Origin of the sequence: Sphingobium sp., assembly GCF_032153725.1 — a bacterium.
Taxonomy (GTDB): domain Bacteria; phylum Pseudomonadota; class Alphaproteobacteria; order Sphingomonadales; family Sphingomonadaceae; genus Sphingobium.
The window spans coordinates 59,130-73,337 of sequence record NZ_JALDYQ010000017.1 but is presented as its reverse complement, the minus strand read 5'-3'; the positions used below and the strand labels follow the sequence as shown (position 1 = coordinate 73,337).

General features: G+C 66.2%; 14 protein-coding genes. 6 read left to right on the top strand and 8 right to left on the bottom strand.

From position 1 onward, the window contains the following. Nucleotides 1-26 precede the first annotated feature (26 nt). Nucleotides 27-905: a 3-hydroxybutyryl-CoA dehydrogenase gene (locus RUH75_RS08120; RefSeq protein ID WP_313804188.1), complete on the bottom strand. Its 879-nt coding sequence runs from the start codon at nucleotides 903-905 to the stop codon at nucleotides 27-29. Between the two features lie 172 nt (nucleotides 906-1,077). Here RUH75_RS08120 and RUH75_RS08115 point away from each other — a divergent pair, with 172 nt between their 5' ends. The 6 genes from RUH75_RS08115 (at nucleotide 1,078) to pal (ending at nucleotide 5,640) form a co-directional block, all read left to right on the top strand. After that, nucleotides 1,078-1,548: a YbgC/FadM family acyl-CoA thioesterase gene (locus RUH75_RS08115; protein ID WP_313804185.1), complete on the top strand. Its 471-nt coding sequence runs from the start codon at nucleotides 1,078-1,080 to the stop codon at nucleotides 1,546-1,548. Beyond that, complete coding sequence (gene tolQ, locus RUH75_RS08110) at nucleotides 1,545-2,264, top strand: protein TolQ (RefSeq protein ID WP_313804182.1); 720 nt, start codon at nucleotides 1,545-1,547, stop codon at nucleotides 2,262-2,264. Before RUH75_RS08115 ends, tolQ begins: the two co-directional genes overlap by 4 nt. A 31-nt stretch (nucleotides 2,265-2,295) precedes the next feature. Continuing rightward, the gene (gene tolR, locus RUH75_RS08105; protein WP_313804179.1) at nucleotides 2,296-2,760 is read left to right on the top strand and encodes a protein TolR; all 465 of its coding nucleotides are present in this window, start codon (nucleotides 2,296-2,298) and stop codon (nucleotides 2,758-2,760) included. A gap of 18 nt (nucleotides 2,761-2,778) precedes the next feature. Then, nucleotides 2,779-3,714, top strand: a complete 936-nt coding sequence (locus RUH75_RS08100; RefSeq protein WP_313804200.1) for a cell envelope biogenesis protein TolA — start codon at nucleotides 2,779-2,781, stop codon at nucleotides 3,712-3,714. Continuing rightward, a complete protein-coding gene (gene tolB, locus RUH75_RS08095; protein ID WP_313804176.1) occupies nucleotides 3,711-5,060 on the top strand; it encodes a Tol-Pal system beta propeller repeat protein TolB in 1,350 nt (449 codons plus the stop codon). The genes RUH75_RS08100 and tolB overlap by 4 nt, the downstream gene beginning before the upstream one ends. 70 nt (nucleotides 5,061-5,130) lie before the next feature. Continuing rightward, nucleotides 5,131-5,640, top strand: a complete 510-nt coding sequence (pal, locus tag RUH75_RS08090; protein ID WP_313804173.1) for a peptidoglycan-associated lipoprotein Pal — start codon at nucleotides 5,131-5,133, stop codon at nucleotides 5,638-5,640. Nucleotides 5,641-5,757: 117 nt separating this feature from the next. Here the strand turns inward: pal and RUH75_RS08085 are convergent, their stop codons facing one another. From RUH75_RS08085 to RUH75_RS08055, 7 genes are all read right to left on the bottom strand, one after another. Further along, nucleotides 5,758-7,164 (bottom strand): efflux transporter outer membrane subunit, encoded by a 1,407-nt coding sequence (locus RUH75_RS08085; protein ID WP_313804170.1) that lies wholly within the window; start codon nucleotides 7,162-7,164, stop codon nucleotides 5,758-5,760. Beyond that, on the bottom strand, nucleotides 7,157-8,074 hold the full coding sequence (locus RUH75_RS08080) for an efflux RND transporter periplasmic adaptor subunit (RefSeq protein WP_313804167.1): 918 nt from the start codon (nucleotides 8,072-8,074) through the stop codon (nucleotides 7,157-7,159). Before RUH75_RS08080 ends, RUH75_RS08085 begins: the two co-directional genes overlap by 8 nt. After that, on the bottom strand, nucleotides 8,071-8,286 hold the full coding sequence (locus tag RUH75_RS08075; RefSeq protein WP_313804164.1) for a DUF1656 domain-containing protein: 216 nt from the start codon (nucleotides 8,284-8,286) through the stop codon (nucleotides 8,071-8,073). The genes RUH75_RS08080 and RUH75_RS08075 overlap by 4 nt, the downstream gene beginning before the upstream one ends. After that, the gene (locus RUH75_RS08070; RefSeq protein WP_313804161.1) at nucleotides 8,283-10,373 is read right to left on the bottom strand and encodes an FUSC family protein; all 2,091 of its coding nucleotides are present in this window, start codon (nucleotides 10,371-10,373) and stop codon (nucleotides 8,283-8,285) included. The genes RUH75_RS08075 and RUH75_RS08070 overlap by 4 nt, the downstream gene beginning before the upstream one ends. Nucleotides 10,374-10,388: 15 nt before the next feature. Next, on the bottom strand, nucleotides 10,389-10,838 hold the full coding sequence (locus RUH75_RS08065) for a MarR family transcriptional regulator (protein ID WP_313804158.1): 450 nt from the start codon (nucleotides 10,836-10,838) through the stop codon (nucleotides 10,389-10,391). A 102-nt stretch (nucleotides 10,839-10,940) separates the two neighbouring features. Further along, nucleotides 10,941-11,243 carry a hypothetical protein gene (locus tag RUH75_RS08060; protein ID WP_313804155.1) on the bottom strand — a complete coding sequence of 101 codons (303 nt, stop codon included), beginning with the start codon at nucleotides 11,241-11,243 and terminating at the stop codon, nucleotides 10,941-10,943. A gap of 23 nt (nucleotides 11,244-11,266) precedes the next feature. After that, nucleotides 11,267-14,134 (bottom strand): pitrilysin family protein, encoded by a 2,868-nt coding sequence (locus RUH75_RS08055; protein ID WP_313804152.1) that lies wholly within the window; start codon nucleotides 14,132-14,134, stop codon nucleotides 11,267-11,269. Between the last annotated feature and the right edge of the window lie 74 nt (nucleotides 14,135-14,208).

Below are 14,208 nucleotides of genomic sequence, written 5' to 3'. Positions count from 1 at the left end.
CCTTCGCAGGAGCACGTAACTGACTTTTACCGCGTCGGCACCGGCTCCGCGCCGGAATAGTCGTAGAAGCCTTTGCCGGTCTTGCGTCCCAGCCAACCCGCCTCGACATATTTCACCAGCAGCGGCGCGGGGCGATATTTGGGATCGCCGGTGGTGCCCTGAAGCACCTTGCAGATTTCCAGGCAGGTATCCAGACCGACGAAATCCGCCAGCGTCAGCGGACCCATCGGATGGTTGAGGCCCAGCATCACGCCCTTGTCGATATCGACCACGCTGCCGACGCCTTCGCCCAGCGCGAAGATCGCTTCATTGAGCATCGGCAGCAGGATGCGGTTCACCACGAAGCCCGGCGCGTCGAAGGCGTGCACCACCTGCTTGCCGAGGCTGGCGGCAAAACCCTCCACCGCCGCCACGGTTTCAGCACTGGTGGCGAGGCCGCGAATGACCTCGACCAGCGCCATGAGCGGCACCGGATTGAAGAAATGCACGCCGACGAAACGGCCCGCGTCCGGCGCCGCCTGCGCCAGCCGGGTGATCGGGATGGAGGAGGTGTTGGACGCCAGGATCGCATCCGGCGCCAGCAGCGCGCCGACATTGCCGAAGATGGCGCGCTTGATCTCTTCCCGCTCGGTCGCGGCCTCGATCACCAGCTGACAGGCGGAGAGCGGCGCGATTTCGCCCACCGGCGTGATCCGGGCGATGGCGGCATCCGCGTCCGCTTGGGCCAGCTTGCCCTTTTCCACCGCCCTTGCGAGCTGGCGGATGATGCCGTCCCGGCCCTTTTGCGCGCGGGGCAGGTCGATGTCCGACAGGATCACCTCATAACCAGCCTGCGCCGCCACCTGCGCGATGCCCACGCCCATTTGGCCCGCGCCGATCACGCCCACGGTCCGAATTTCCGTCATTCCTGGAACCCTCCTGCACTGAATCGCCCTTTGCCTGCCCCCGTAGCGCCATGACAGCCGGGCCGCCAGTGCGCTTTGACAGGACGGAAAGCCCCGGGCCGGCGGCGGAACGCTTTTCTTTCCGTCATTTCCGGCTTTGCGCCGCGCCTGCTAGATGGTTAAAAGCCCCGGCATGTCCGTTTCAGACCTGCTGCCCGCGCCGGCGACCGGAAGGTTCATTGCCGCCGTGCATCACTTCCCGCTGCGCGTCTATTTCGAGGATACCGATCTTTCGGGCCTCGTCTATCACGCCAATTATCTGCGCTATATGGAACGGGCGCGGTCGGACATGCTGCGCATCGCCGGGATCGACCAGCGCGGCACGCTGGAGGAAGGCGAGGGCGTCTATGCCGTCACCGACCTGCAACTGCATTATCGCCGCCCGGCGAAGCTGGACGATGAGCTGATGGTGGTGAGCCGCGTGACGAAAGTCGGCGCGGCTTCATGCTCCATTCATCAGACGGTCATGCGCGATGCGGAAATATTCGTGAATGGCGATATCAAGGTCGCCTTTCTGACGCCCCAGGGCCGCCCCCGTCGGCAACCCAAGCCCTGGATCGACATTTTCAGCCGTTTGATGAGAGGGGAAGACATCAACCCATGAGCCTTTCGATGCCCGACGTTGGCCTTGCAGTCGGCAGTGCCGCCCAAGCCGCCACCATTTCGCCACTGAACCTGTTTCTTCAGGCCGACATCGTCGTGAAGGTGGTGATGCTGGGCCTGCTGCTGGCCAGCATCTGGACCTGGGCGATGATCATCGGTTTCAGTTTCACCTTGCGCAAGGCGAGCAGGCATAGCCACGCCTTCGAACAGGATTTCTGGAAGGCGGAGGATATCGACCGTTTCTATGAAGCGCGCGGCAAGGCCGAATTTCCCGCTGCCCGGGTGATGGCGGCGGGCGTCACCGAATGGCGCCGCTCGACCGCGCAGAAGGTGATCGACCGCGACGGCACCCGCGACCGCCTGTCCACCACCATGTCCAGCACCATCGCGGCGGAGGTCGACCGGCTTTCGGACCGGCTGAACATCCTGGCCACCATCGGATCGGTCGCGCCGTTCGTCGGGCTGTTCGGCACGGTCTGGGGCATCATGCGCGCCTTTACCTCGATCGCCGCCGAGCAGAACAGTTCGCTCGCGGTCGTGGCGCCGGGCATTGCGGAAGCCTTGTTCGCCACCGCCATCGGCCTGTTCGCGGCGATCCCGGCGGTGATTGCCTATAACCGCTTCAGCCATGGCATCAACCGCATGGAATCGGGGCTGACGCGCTTTGCCGACGGCTTCTATTCGACGCTGAGCCGGGAACTGGAGGCGCAGCGGTGACGGGGATGATGGTCAATGGAGGGCAACGCTGATGGCGATGTCCGGCCCTCCTTCCGGCCGTCGCGGGCGTCATCGCGCGCCGATGGCGGACATCAACGTCACGCCGCTGGTTGACGTCATGCTGGTGCTGCTGATCATCTTCATGGTGACCGCGCCTTTGCTGGTGACGGGCGTGCCGGTGAACCTGCCCGAAACCCGCGCCAAGGGGCTGGATCAGGACCAGAAACCGACCGTCGTGTCGATCGACCGCGATGGCGGCGTCTTCATCGACGATGCGCAGATCAGCGATGCCGAACTGCCCGGCAGGCTGGCCGAGATCATGTCCGCCAATGCCGGCAAGGCCGAACCGCCGCAGATTTTCCTGCGCGCCGACAAGGGGCTGGACTATGGCCGGGTGATGCTGGTCATGGGCGAGTTGAACCGGGCGGGCCTGAACAAGGTCGCGCTGGTCAGCACCGGAACCGAAAGCCCCGCCGTCAGTCGCGGTTCAGAATAGGGGCCATAGGTTTTGGCAATGGATCGCGCGGAGAAAATTGGGCTTGGCGTGGCGACGGCGGGACATGTCCTGCTGTTCGGCCTGCTGTCGACCGGTTTTCTGGCTACCCCCAACCCGCTCAAGCTCAATTCGCCGCCGATGGACGTCAGCCTGGTGGATGAGGTGGCGCTGAAATCGACGGCCCCGCAGCTATCGACCCAGCCCCCGCCCCCCAGCGTCGCGCCCGAACAAGGCCCGACCGAGGATGCCGCGCCCGCGCCGGAACCTGAACCCGCGCCCCCGCCCGAGCCGAAGCCGACTCCTGCTCCACCGCCGCCCAAACCCGCGCCACCCAAGCCGGTGGCGAAGCCGACACCGCCCAAACCTGCGCCTGCGCCGCCGAAGAAGGACGTGCCTGCCGCCAAGCCCAAGCCGAAACCAACGGCGGAAAAGCCCGCCCCGGCCAAGCCTACTGCTGCCGCCCCGGCCAAGACGTCGCAAAAACCCGCGGCCAAGCCGGCACCCAATGCGCGCGCTTCGGGCCAAGGCAAGGCGGACAAGCCGAAAGGCTCGCTGCTGGGCAAGGATTTCCTCAAGGGCATCAACGCGGAGGATGACGCGCCGCGCAAGCCCGCGCCACCGCCCGCCGCTGCCATGGGACCGGCGCAGAAGGCCGCGCTGGATGCGGAAATCCGCCGCCAGCTCAAACCCTATTGGAAGTCGCCAAGCGGCGCGGATATCGAACAGCTGCGCACCTTCGTCGACGTTCAGCTTGCCCGCGACGGCTCGCTCGCAGGTCAGCCGCAGGTCGTCAACACCACCGGCATCACCGCCAGCAACCGCGCGCAGGTGACGCTGCATCAGGAACTGGCGGTCAAGGCGATCCGCCTGGCCGCGCCCTTCAGGCTCCCGCCCGATCTCTATGATGGCTGGAAATCCCTCCGCATCTCCTTCGACAAGAGGCTATCGCAATGACCCCACCCTTCAGGACAGGAAAGGCCCGGGCCGCATTTGGGGCCACCCTGGGGGCGCTGCTGCTGGCGTTCGCGCCGGCCACCCTGGCGCAGCTGAGCGTCGATGTGACCGACGAATCCTCCTCCAATCTCAAGATCGTCGTGCCCGCGCTCCCGCCGCAGGCCGAAGTCTCCACCCCCGCCGGTTCCTCGACCGAGCTGGGGCGCAAGATCGCGGAGGTGATCGCGTCCGACCTCAAAGGCTCCGGCCTGTTCGATCCTTCCGGTCCCGGCGGCATCCCGACCATCGCCTTTTCGGAAGTCACCAGCCCCGCTTATGACAAATGGGGCGCCTATCAGGCGCTGGTGCAGGGCTTCGTGCGCACGACCGGGGGCGAGGCCGATATCACCGTGGGCTGTTACCTCTATGACGTGGCGCTGAAGCAGGAACTCACCCGTCAGGGCTATGTCGTCAGTCCGCGCGACTGGCGCCGGGCCGCCCATAAATGCGCCGATGCCATCTATGCGCGCCTGTCGGGCGAAAGTCCCTTCTTCGACAGCCGCATCGCCTACATTGCCGAGAGCGGTCCCAAGGGGAACCGCACCAAGCGCCTCGCCATCATGGATTCGGACGGCGCCAACCACCGCTTCATCACCAATGGCCAGTCGATCGCCCTGACCCCCCGCTTCTCGCCCGATTACAAATCGATCGTCTATGTGAGCTACCTGAACAACCGGGTTCGCATCTACATTTACGACATCGGCACGGGCCGCCAGCGGCTGGTGACGGAAAGCAACAACCCGACCTTCGCGCCGCGCTGGTCACCCGATGGCCGCAACATCCTCTTCTCCATGGCGATTGCGGGCAATACCGATGTCTACCGCGTCCCGGCCACCGGCGGCGCGCCGCAGCGCCTGACCACGGCGCCGGGCATTGACGTGGGCGGCAGCTATTCGCCGGACGGCCGCCAGATCGTGTTCGAAAGCGACCGTTCGGGCAGCCAGCAGGTCTATGTGATGAACAGCGACGGTTCGGGCCAGCGCCGCATCAGCCATGGCGGCGGCCGCTATGCGACGCCGGAATGGAGCCCGCGCGGCGATCTGATCGCGTTCACCAAGATTTCGGGCGACTTCAAGATCGCGGTCATGACCCCCACGGGCGACAATGAGCGCATCCTGACCAATGGCTGGCAGGATGAGCAGCCCAGCTGGTCGCCCAATGGCCGCGTGCTGCAATTTTTCCGCACAACGCCGGGACGCGACGGCAACAGCCAGGTGTGGCAGGTCGATCTGACCGGCGTGAACGAGCGGCGGATTCCGACCCCGCTCAGCGGTTCTGACCCGGCCTGGGGTCCGTTGCTGCCCTGATCGGCATCGAAAACGGAACCGAAACGGCCTGACTGCGTAACGACTTCATGGAATATTGAGGAGCAACCCGATGAAACTGTCCCGCCCCCTGCTGATGGCCGCCGCCATCGTGGCCCTGGCCGCCTGTTCCAAAAAGGCGCCCAAGGAACTGCCGCCCGCGCCCGCCGATACCTCCACCCAGACCAGCGGTCCGGCCACCCCTTCCGGCCCGGTCAAGGGCAGTCAGGAGGACTTCGTCGCTTCGGTGTCGTCGGACCGCATCCTCTTCGCCACCGACCAATATGATGTCGACGCGCAGGACCAGCAGATCCTGCAAAGCCAGGCCGCCTGGTTGCAGCAAAACCCCAATGTCCGCGTGACGATCGAGGGCCATTGCGACGAGCGCGGCACCCGCGACTACAACATCGCGCTGGGCGAGCGCCGCGCCAATGCGGCGAAGAACTATCTCGCCTCGCTGGGGATCGACCCCAGCCGCATCACCACGGTCAGCTATGGCAAGGAACGCCCCGCCGCCTTGGGTTCGGACGAGACTGCCTGGGCGCAGAATCGCCGCGCGGTGACGGTCACCGTCCAATATTGACGCCTTATTGAGTCGCGCCAATGCTTCATCGCCCGTCGATCGCCCGATCGGCGGGCCTTTTCTTTCCAGCCGGCAAACGGGCCAAAGCGGGGGATGTGATCCCGCAATATGGGCCGGCTACGGCGCAGACCAGCCACCTCCCAGGGCGAGGAAGATCGCAATCTGATCCTGCACCAACTGCACTCGCGCCGCCGCGGCGGACGCTTCCGCGCTCGCCAGGGACCGCTGCGCATCCAGCAGCGACAGGAAATCCCCCCGTCCAAAGCGGAACAGCTTGCCCGCCTGGCCCGCCGACAAACCCGCGCTATCCCGCGCCCGATCCAGCGCCGCCGTCTGCTCGGCATGCCGCCGATAGGTTTCCAGCGCCGTCTCCGTTTGCCGCAGCGCCTCCAGCACCGCCCCGTCAAAGCTCGCCAGATCGGCCTGCACCCGCGCATCGGCCTGCGCGATCCGCGCCTTCACCACCGGCCGGTTGGGGAAGCTCCAGCTCAGCAACGGCCCAAGGCTCATGCCGAAACCCGTTCCCGACCCGAAGCCCTTCAGCGGCCCGGACAGCCCCAGCGACCCGCCAATGCTGATCTGCGGATAAAGGTCCGCCGTCGCCACCCCGACCCGCGCGGTATCGGCGGCGATGCTGCGTTCCGCCTGCCGGATATCGGGCCGCCGCCGGATCAGCGCCGCGCCATCCCCCACCGGCAAAGGCGCGCGCAAGGCCGGAAGAACCGCGCAGCCCTCGACATCCCTGGGATAGTCCGCCGGCGCCCGTCCCGATAAGGTCGCCAGCAGATAGAGCGCCGACCGCCGCTGCGCATCAAAAGCCGGAAGACTCGCCTCGCTGGCATCCACGGCCGCCTGCGCCCGGCTGACGTCGAACGCCGTGCCGCGCCCGCCCTTGAACAGCCGCCGCGTCGCAGCCAGCGTCTCGCGCTGCACGGCCACCACCCGGCGATTGACCCCCAGCGAATAATTGGCGGCACAGACCTGCGCATAGGCCCCGGCCGTCGCCGCCGCGACGCCGACGCGCACATGATCCCGCGCCGCCGCCACCGTTTCGACATCTGCCGCGCCAGCCTCTATCGCCCGCTTGATCCGGCCGTTGAGATCGAGCGGATAGGACGCGCTCAGCCCCAGATCATAGCCGACCACGCCCGGCAGGCTCTCACCCGTACCGGACGGCCGCGCCAATGCCGCGCCGCCGCCGACCGCCGTGCCAACAATACGCCCGGCCTCCACCTCGCGCAGCACAGCCTGCGCTGCCGTCAGATGGGCCTCCGCCACGCGCAGGTCGGTATTGGCGGCCAGCGCCTGCTCGACGAGCGCGTCCAGCTTCGGGTCGTCATAGAGCCGCCACCAGTGATCGGGCAGCTCGGCATCGCTGAGCGCCGTCCCCTGCGCCGAAAAGAAAGCCCCCCGCGCGCCGGGCGTCGTCGCCGCCGATTTTTCCGGCGGCCGGTAATCCGGCCCCGCCGTTGCGCAGGCGGCCAGCGCCAAAGCGAGCAAGGGCGTCCAAAGCGACTTACGCATGGCGGCATTCCCCCGGCTTCGCATTCTTCCTCGCCGGCTCGATCGTCACCGTCGCGGTGCGCCCTGCAATCAGCTTCATCCCGGCGGGCACCTTGGTCAGCTTCACCCGCACCGGAATGCGCTGGGCCAGCCGCACCCAGGAAAAGGTCGGTTCCACCGTCGGCAGCAGATTGCCGCTGTCGGTCCGGCTCGAATCATTGATGCCATAGGCGATGCTGTCCACCCGCCCGCGCAGGTCCTGCGCCTCGCCCATCAGCCGCACCGTCACCGGCGCGCCGATGCAGACCAAAGGCAGCTTGGTTTCCTCGAAATAGCCCTCGACGCGCAGGCTGTCGCGGTCGATCAGCGCCATGGCCTGCCGCCCCGCGCCGACATAATCGCCCGGATGCAGGTCCAGATTGGTCACCACGCCATTGACCGACGCCACCACCTGCGTCCGCTGGAGATTGAGCGCGGCGGCATCCCGCGCGCTCATCGCCTCGGCCAGCGCGGCTTCCGCCGTCGCCACGCGCGCGACATTCTGCTCATGGGATTCCGCCGCGACCAGATCGCCAAGCGCCAGATCGCGCGCCGCCTCCCGCCGTGCCTGCCCCAGCGTCGCCCGGGCCGAAGCGATCTGCGCCTGCGCCTGTTCCAGCGCCAGCGCATAGCGGGGCCGGTCGATCACGAACAGCAGGTCGCCCGCCCTCACCGCCTGATTGTCATGCACCGCCACCGACGTCACCAGCCCGCTGATATCCGGCGTCACCCGCACCACGTCGGCGCGCACCCGCCCGTCGCGCGTCCAGGGGCTGCGTTCATAATGATTCCACATCCACGCGGCCACCAGCACGGCGGCAATGACGATGACGATGGTGGCGGCGCTCCTGATCAGGGCAGGGGGGACCAGCGTAGCGGAAAGGCGGTTCATAGACGGATTCCCAGAGTGGGCACGAGGATGGCGAGCGCGCCCAGCATCAACACGAAGATGCTGAGGTCGACCGCCGCCCGATAGGCGAGGAAGCGATAGAGGCCGAAGGCGCCGATCAGCCGGGTGACGCCCCAGCTCAGGATCAGCGCGACCAGCGCCAGCAACAAAAGGGTCGGCACATACACGCCGCCCAAGGCAAGTTCGCCGGTCATGCGGGCTGTCCGGTCATGGGGGGCCTCCGATACCCGTCACTCTGGGGGAAAAGACTGCGGCGCAGGCTGACCAGCGCAAGGATGGCCCCCCGCCGGATCATGGCATCGGGATTGCGCGACAGGTCGCTGATGGCGCCGTCGATATCGGCCAGCAGGGCCAGCGGCGCGGGCCCCGGCGTATCCGGGTCCCGCCCGCGATAATGCGCGCTGACGCCCGTCAGCACATCGGTCAGCGGCGCGGCTTCGCTGGCGGACAGGTCAAGCCGCAACTGACGCAGCTCGCCGATCGCGACCCCGGTGCGCAGGTCGCGCAACGCGTCGTAAAGCAGCTGCCCGCTGTCGCCGCGCGTCGCCGCCAGGCGCGGCGCCAGCAGCGCGATGCGGTCGAGCATGCGATTGATCCAGCCGCGCACGTCCGGCGGCGACATCAGCGTGGCGCGATTGGCGATGTCGTTCCAGCCCGCGCGCACCGTGCGCCGGATCGCCCGCTCCACGCCCGCCGATTGCAACAGCCCGGCCATGACGATCGCGAACCAGATGCCGACCATCTGCGCCACCGTGCCGTTCGCATAGCTCGAAAAGGCATTGGTATAGCGGCTCGACAGCAGCACCGGGCTGCCCAGCCCCAGGAGGGTGGGCAACGCGATTCCCGCCCAGCGCGGCGATGCCATCATCGTGCCCAGCAGCAGCAGCATCGGCGCATAGGCCGCCGCCAGCATGGCGAACCCATCCAGCCGCGGCATGATGGCATAGCCATAGACCGCCCCCAGCAGCGACGCGGCAATGGTGCCGATCATGAAGCCCTTGAGCGGCGCCAGCGGATTGTCCGACGCGGCGAACAGCGACAGGAACACGCCGGCCAGCATCACCGCGCTGCCGCCATCCTTCCAGCCGCTGCCGATCCACAGCGCGCAGCCCAGCGCCACGGTGACGAACGCGCCGAACGCCCCGCGCAGCGCCGCGGCATGATCCCTGTGCAATTCCCGATTGCGGCGTCCCTCCAGCAGTTCGGCCACGCGGGCAGTGACCGGCTGGCGGCTGTGCGTCGCCATCTGATCATTAAGGTCGCGGCAATCGCGATGCGCCGCGATCAGCGCCGCCAGCCGCGCGAACAGGCTGAGCCGCATCATGTCGGCCCACCCCATCTCCGCTCGGGCCAAAGGCTCCAGCGCGGCACAGCGGCCGATCAGCGCATTCGCCCCTTCGGTGCGTTCCGCCCGATCCTCGCCGGAATGGCCCTCGCCGGGATGGACGATCCAGGCGCGCGCATCGGCGATCAGCGCGGCCACATCCGAAGGGACATTGCCGCCGCTCGCGGCGCTGAGCATCGCCAGCCTGTCCTCCACCGCGGCGCCAAGCGGCAACAGCAGGGAAAGCTGGTCCTGCATGGCGCGCACGGTGCGGACGCGCGGGGCGAGACGGGAAATGTCGAAGGGCAGATGCACCGACATCTGATGCAATTCGGTGATATCCTGCGCCAGGCGGCGGCGTTCCTGCTCCAGCCCCTCGACCGGCTCCAGCGCGATGGCGTCATGCGACCAGCGTTCGGCATCGCGCAGCATCGCCTCCACCCGCGCCAGCAGCAGATTGGTGATGGAACCGGGGAAAACGACGCCATGGATCAGGCTGCCGCACAAAATGCCGATGGTGATTTCCTGCACGCGCAGCATCGCCACCGTGAAGATGGTCTGGGGCGTGTCGACATCGGGAAAGACGATCAGACAGGCGCTATACCCCGCCAGCACGAACATATAGGAACGCGGCGTGCGGTCGAGCAGTGACACGAACACGCAGCCGGCCATCCACAGCGCCATGGCAAGCGACAGCAGTTCGGGCGCATTGACCAACGGCGGCACGATGGCGACCGAAAAGATCGCGCCGGTCAGCGTGCCGATGACGCGGAACACCGCCTTGGAAATCACCGCGCCCGCCAATGGCTGGGCAACGATATAGCTGGTCAGGAACGCCCAATAGGGCCGCTCCAACCCAATGCTGAGCGCAATGAACAGCGCCAGCATCGCCGCCGCGAAGCATTTCAGGGAAAAAAGCGCCGCGGGCCAGCCGATGCGCTCGCCAAAGGCGGTCATGGCAGCACTCTCATCTCAGCATTGGCCCCTCCGCTCGCTCATCCGGCGGTCCAGCAATCGCAGCAGATTGACGGTGATCTCTATGGCGGCGTCGGGAACGTCGTCCAGCAGTTCCCGCCGCAAATTCCCCAGCTTGGCTTCAATCTGGCCCACCAGTTCCTGCCCCTCGGGCGTGAAGGCGACCTTGTTGGACCTCCGGTCATCGGGGTTGGGTACCCGCTCGACAAGCCCCGCTGCCTGCAACTGGTCCAGCGTCCGAACGAGCGAAGGCTGGGTGATGCCCAGTTCCTCGGCCAGATCGGTCTGCCGCGCGTCCGGCCCCAGCCGATCGAGATAGATCAGGCACCAGCCCGCGCTGTTCGACACCCCGAATTCGGCCAGCGCCAGATCGGCCAATTGCCGCCACTGACGCACCACCTGAGGCATTTTATGCGCAAGGGCGCGTTTCAGCTCGGATCGGGACATATTTCTTAGATAGCTAACTAATTTCTTTGGTCAAGAGATTCATTAAAAAGGGACCGGGAACTCTTCGCTCCCAGCCCCCTCCCCTGATCCAATCGAACCCTGTCAGCCCCGGCGCGTGCCCGAAAAGCCCGCGGCGCCAAAGGCCCCAAGCTGCATCGTCCCGGTGATCGCATCCCCGCTCACTTCAGCCTCGCATTCCAGCGTCATCGGCATGGGGAGGGTCATGTTCATCTTCCACGTCAGCCTGTTCCCGTCGATCTTGCCCTCGGCCACGTCGAGCGAGCCCATCATGCCGGCAAAGGTCCCGTGGAAGCCGTCGCCCGAACTGATGACGGTCAGCACGCCGTTCTGATCGCCCATCGGCGTCTTCGCCACGCAATCATAGGCCCCATCCACTCCAGCCATCGCATTTCTCCTTTACGTTAGCGTCAATCAGCCAATGTGCCCATTTCCACCGGAAGGCCGACCGCGTCAAGCTGCGGCTTCACCAGTTTCGCGTCGCCCACCACGACCCAGATCAGCCGGTCGGGATTGATCGCCTCCCGCGCGGCCTTGTCCATGTCGGCTGCGGTCATGGCGCGATAGACGCCCGGCAGGCTGGCATAATAGTCATCCGGCCGCCCCAGCATCCGGTTGCGCATCATCGCGCCGAGCAGGTCGGACGAGGTTTCGAAACTGCCCGGCAGCGACAATATCTGGCTGTTGATGGTCTGGTTGCGTTCCGCCTCGGTCGTGCCCCTGGTCGTCAGGAAATCGCCGATGTCCTTGCGCGCGGCGGTGATGGACTCGCCGGTCTTGTCGGTCTGCACCGGAGCGTAGACCAGCAGCGGGATCGTTTCCTTGACCCCCGGCAGCGCGCTGCCGGCATAATAGGCCCAGCCCTTCGTCTCGCGCAGGTCCATGATCAGGCGCGAGGTGCTGCTGCCGCCCATCACCTCATTGGCGGTGATGAGGGTCAGGGGATTGTCGGTGCCCTGCTTGCCCGTCAGCAGGCCGGCCAGGATCATCGATTGCGGGCTTTGCGGCTTGTCGACCAGGATGATGCGCGACGGGCGCATCATGCGGTCCATGCGGAACAGCTTGGCGCCCTTGGCCACCTTTGGCACTTTCCAGTCGCCGAAGCGCTTTTCCAGCAGCGGCATCACATCGGCAAGGCTGGTGTCACCCGTCACGAAGATGGTCGCATTGTCGGGCCGCAGCCATTTGTCGTGAAAGGCAACCAGATCGGCCCGCGTCACCGCCTTGACGCCAGTTTCCGTGCCGGAACCGGTGAAGGGAATGCCGTAAGGGTGCGCCTGCCCATAAAGCAGCGGCGGCAGCAGACGCTGCGCGATCGGCATCGGCTCGGTCTTTTCCGCCTTGATCCGGGTGAGGATTTGCCCGCGCAGACGCTCCACCTCGGCCGGCGCGAAGGCGGGATTGCGGATCACGTCGGCCAGCAGCCCCAGCGACGCATCCAGATTGGGCTTCAGCGCATAAAGGCCGACATTGGTGGCATCCATGCCATTGCCCGCGCTGATCGAGGCGCCCAGCCGTTCCTGCTCCTCGGCGATCTGGATCGAACTGCGCGTCGTGGTGCCCTCGTCCAGCAGCGCCGTGGTCAGCCCCGCCGTGCCCAGCTTCGCCTTGTCGTCGGCGGCATTGCCCGCGTCGAAGGACACCGACACCCGCACCACCGGCACCGTCGCCCGGCGCGCGAAGACCACATTGATGCCGTTCTTCAGGCTGGCATGCTCGACCGCCGGAAATTCCAGATCCTTGACCGGCTCGATCCCCGGTTCCGCGATCTTCGTCGGCGGAGGCGGCGTGGCCGCGACCGGCGCAGGCTTTTTGGGGTCGTGGAAATAGGCCGGATGATGGATGGCATTGCCGGCCAGCGCATTATCCTCCGCCGACCGCTCGCCCGGCGCCACAGTCAGGCGGAACACCGGGCGCGACAACCATTTGCGCGCGGCCTCGCCCACTGATCGCGGCGTGGCGGCAGCATAGTCCTCCAGATCCTTCTTATATTTGGCCGGATCGTTCGAATAGACCGCGCCCTCGGCCAGCGTCACCGCCTTGCCGCTCATGCCGCCGACCTTCTCCAGACCGCCGATCGTGCCCGAAAGCTGCTGCGTCGCGGCGCGCTGCACCTCGTCCGCGCTCGGTCCCTTGGCGAGATAATCGGCCAGCAACTGATCCAGCCGCTTGCCCACCGCCACCGGGTCCTGCCCCGGCTTCACATCCACGGTGATCTCGGCAATGCTCAACTTCTCGAAGGGCTGGATGCTGGCCTTCACCCCGACCGCCACCTTCTCGCCCCGCACGAGAATATTGTCGAGCCGCGATGATTTGAGGCCGCCAAACACCGCCATCGCCAGATCAAGCTGCGTCAGATCGTCGGAATTGACCCCCGGCACGATCCAGTTGCGATAGAGCCGGGTGGCGGCGACATTGTCATGCATCACCTTTTCGACATCCTGCCCAAGCGTCGGCACGGTCGCATCCACATCCTTGGGGATCGGACCGGCAGCGATATTGCCGAACCACTTCTCGACCTTCGCCTTCGCCGTCGGCACGTCAATATCCCCGGCAAGCACCAGCACGGCATTGTTCGGGCCATAATGCGTCCTGAACCAGTTCTGCACGTCGGCCAGGCTGGCCGCGTTCAGGTCCGCCATCGAACCGATGGTCGAGTGGCGATAGGGGTGCCCCTCCGGCAGCATCGCGGCGAGCTGCGCATATTCGACAAGGCCGTAAGGCTCATTCTCGCCCATGCGCTTTTCATTCTGCACGACGCTGCGCTGCGCATCGAGCTTGGTCTGCGTCACCGCGCCCAGCAGATGCCCCATGCGGTCGGATTCCAGGAACAGCGCCCGATCGAGCGCCCCGGTCGGCACCGTCTCGAAATAATTGGTGCGGTCGAACCATGTCGTCCCGTTCCAGTCGGTCGCGCCGATATCCTCCAGCCGCCCGAAAAACGGCCCATCGGCATTTTCCGAGCCATAGAACATCAGATGCTCGAACAGATGGGCGAAACCGGTCTTGCCCACCGGTTCGAAGCGCGACCCGACATGATACCAGACCGACACGCCCACTACCGGCGCCTTGCGATCAGTGTGGACGATGACCCGCAACCCGTTTTTGAGGGTGAATTCCTCATAGGGAATATTCACCGCCGCCACGAGGCTGGAGAGCGGCGCGGGCGCAGCCACGCCGGCCTTGGGAGCCGCCACCGCCTGCACCGTCGGCATGAAGGCAAGCGTGGACAGGCCGAGCATCAGGGCTACCCGGCGGGAAAGGGGAGAAAAGGTCATGAGCGCCTCGGGGAAGGTCATAGGGTCGGCGGGCAGCATAGCGAGGCGTTTTAGAGGCGCAATACGCTTTCCGC

What these genes read in the sequence shown, in the direction of transcription:
- RUH75_RS08070 (WP_313804161.1), bottom strand. Translation starts at nt 10,373, where the DNA reads ATGACCGCCTTTGGCGAGCGCATCGGCTGGCCCGCGGCGCTTTTTTCC.
- RUH75_RS08085 (WP_313804170.1), bottom strand. Translation starts at nt 7,164, where the DNA reads ATGCGTAAGTCGCTTTGGACGCCCTTGCTCGCTTTGGCGCTGGCCGCC.
- RUH75_RS08060 (WP_313804155.1), bottom strand. Translation starts at nt 11,243, where the DNA reads ATGGCTGGAGTGGATGGGGCCTATGATTGCGTGGCGAAGACGCCGATG.
- RUH75_RS08080 (WP_313804167.1), bottom strand. Translation starts at nt 8,074, where the DNA reads ATGAACCGCCTTTCCGCTACGCTGGTCCCCCCTGCCCTGATCAGGAGC.
- RUH75_RS08075 (WP_313804164.1), bottom strand. Translation starts at nt 8,286, where the DNA reads ATGACCGGCGAACTTGCCTTGGGCGGCGTGTATGTGCCGACCCTTTTG.
- RUH75_RS08120 (WP_313804188.1), bottom strand. Translation starts at nt 905, where the DNA reads ATGACGGAAATTCGGACCGTGGGCGTGATCGGCGCGGGCCAAATGGGC.
- RUH75_RS08055 (WP_313804152.1), bottom strand. Translation starts at nt 14,134, where the DNA reads ATGACCTTTTCTCCCCTTTCCCGCCGGGTAGCCCTGATGCTCGGCCTG.
- tolB (WP_313804176.1), top strand. Translation starts at nt 3,711, where the DNA reads ATGACCCCACCCTTCAGGACAGGAAAGGCCCGGGCCGCATTTGGGGCC.
- RUH75_RS08115 (WP_313804185.1), top strand. Translation starts at nt 1,078, where the DNA reads ATGTCCGTTTCAGACCTGCTGCCCGCGCCGGCGACCGGAAGGTTCATT.
- RUH75_RS08065 (WP_313804158.1), bottom strand. Translation starts at nt 10,838, where the DNA reads ATGTCCCGATCCGAGCTGAAACGCGCCCTTGCGCATAAAATGCCTCAG.
- RUH75_RS08100 (WP_313804200.1), top strand. Translation starts at nt 2,779, where the DNA reads ATGGATCGCGCGGAGAAAATTGGGCTTGGCGTGGCGACGGCGGGACAT.
- tolR (WP_313804179.1), top strand. Translation starts at nt 2,296, where the DNA reads ATGGCGATGTCCGGCCCTCCTTCCGGCCGTCGCGGGCGTCATCGCGCG.
- tolQ (WP_313804182.1), top strand. Translation starts at nt 1,545, where the DNA reads ATGAGCCTTTCGATGCCCGACGTTGGCCTTGCAGTCGGCAGTGCCGCC.
- pal (WP_313804173.1), top strand. Translation starts at nt 5,131, where the DNA reads ATGAAACTGTCCCGCCCCCTGCTGATGGCCGCCGCCATCGTGGCCCTG.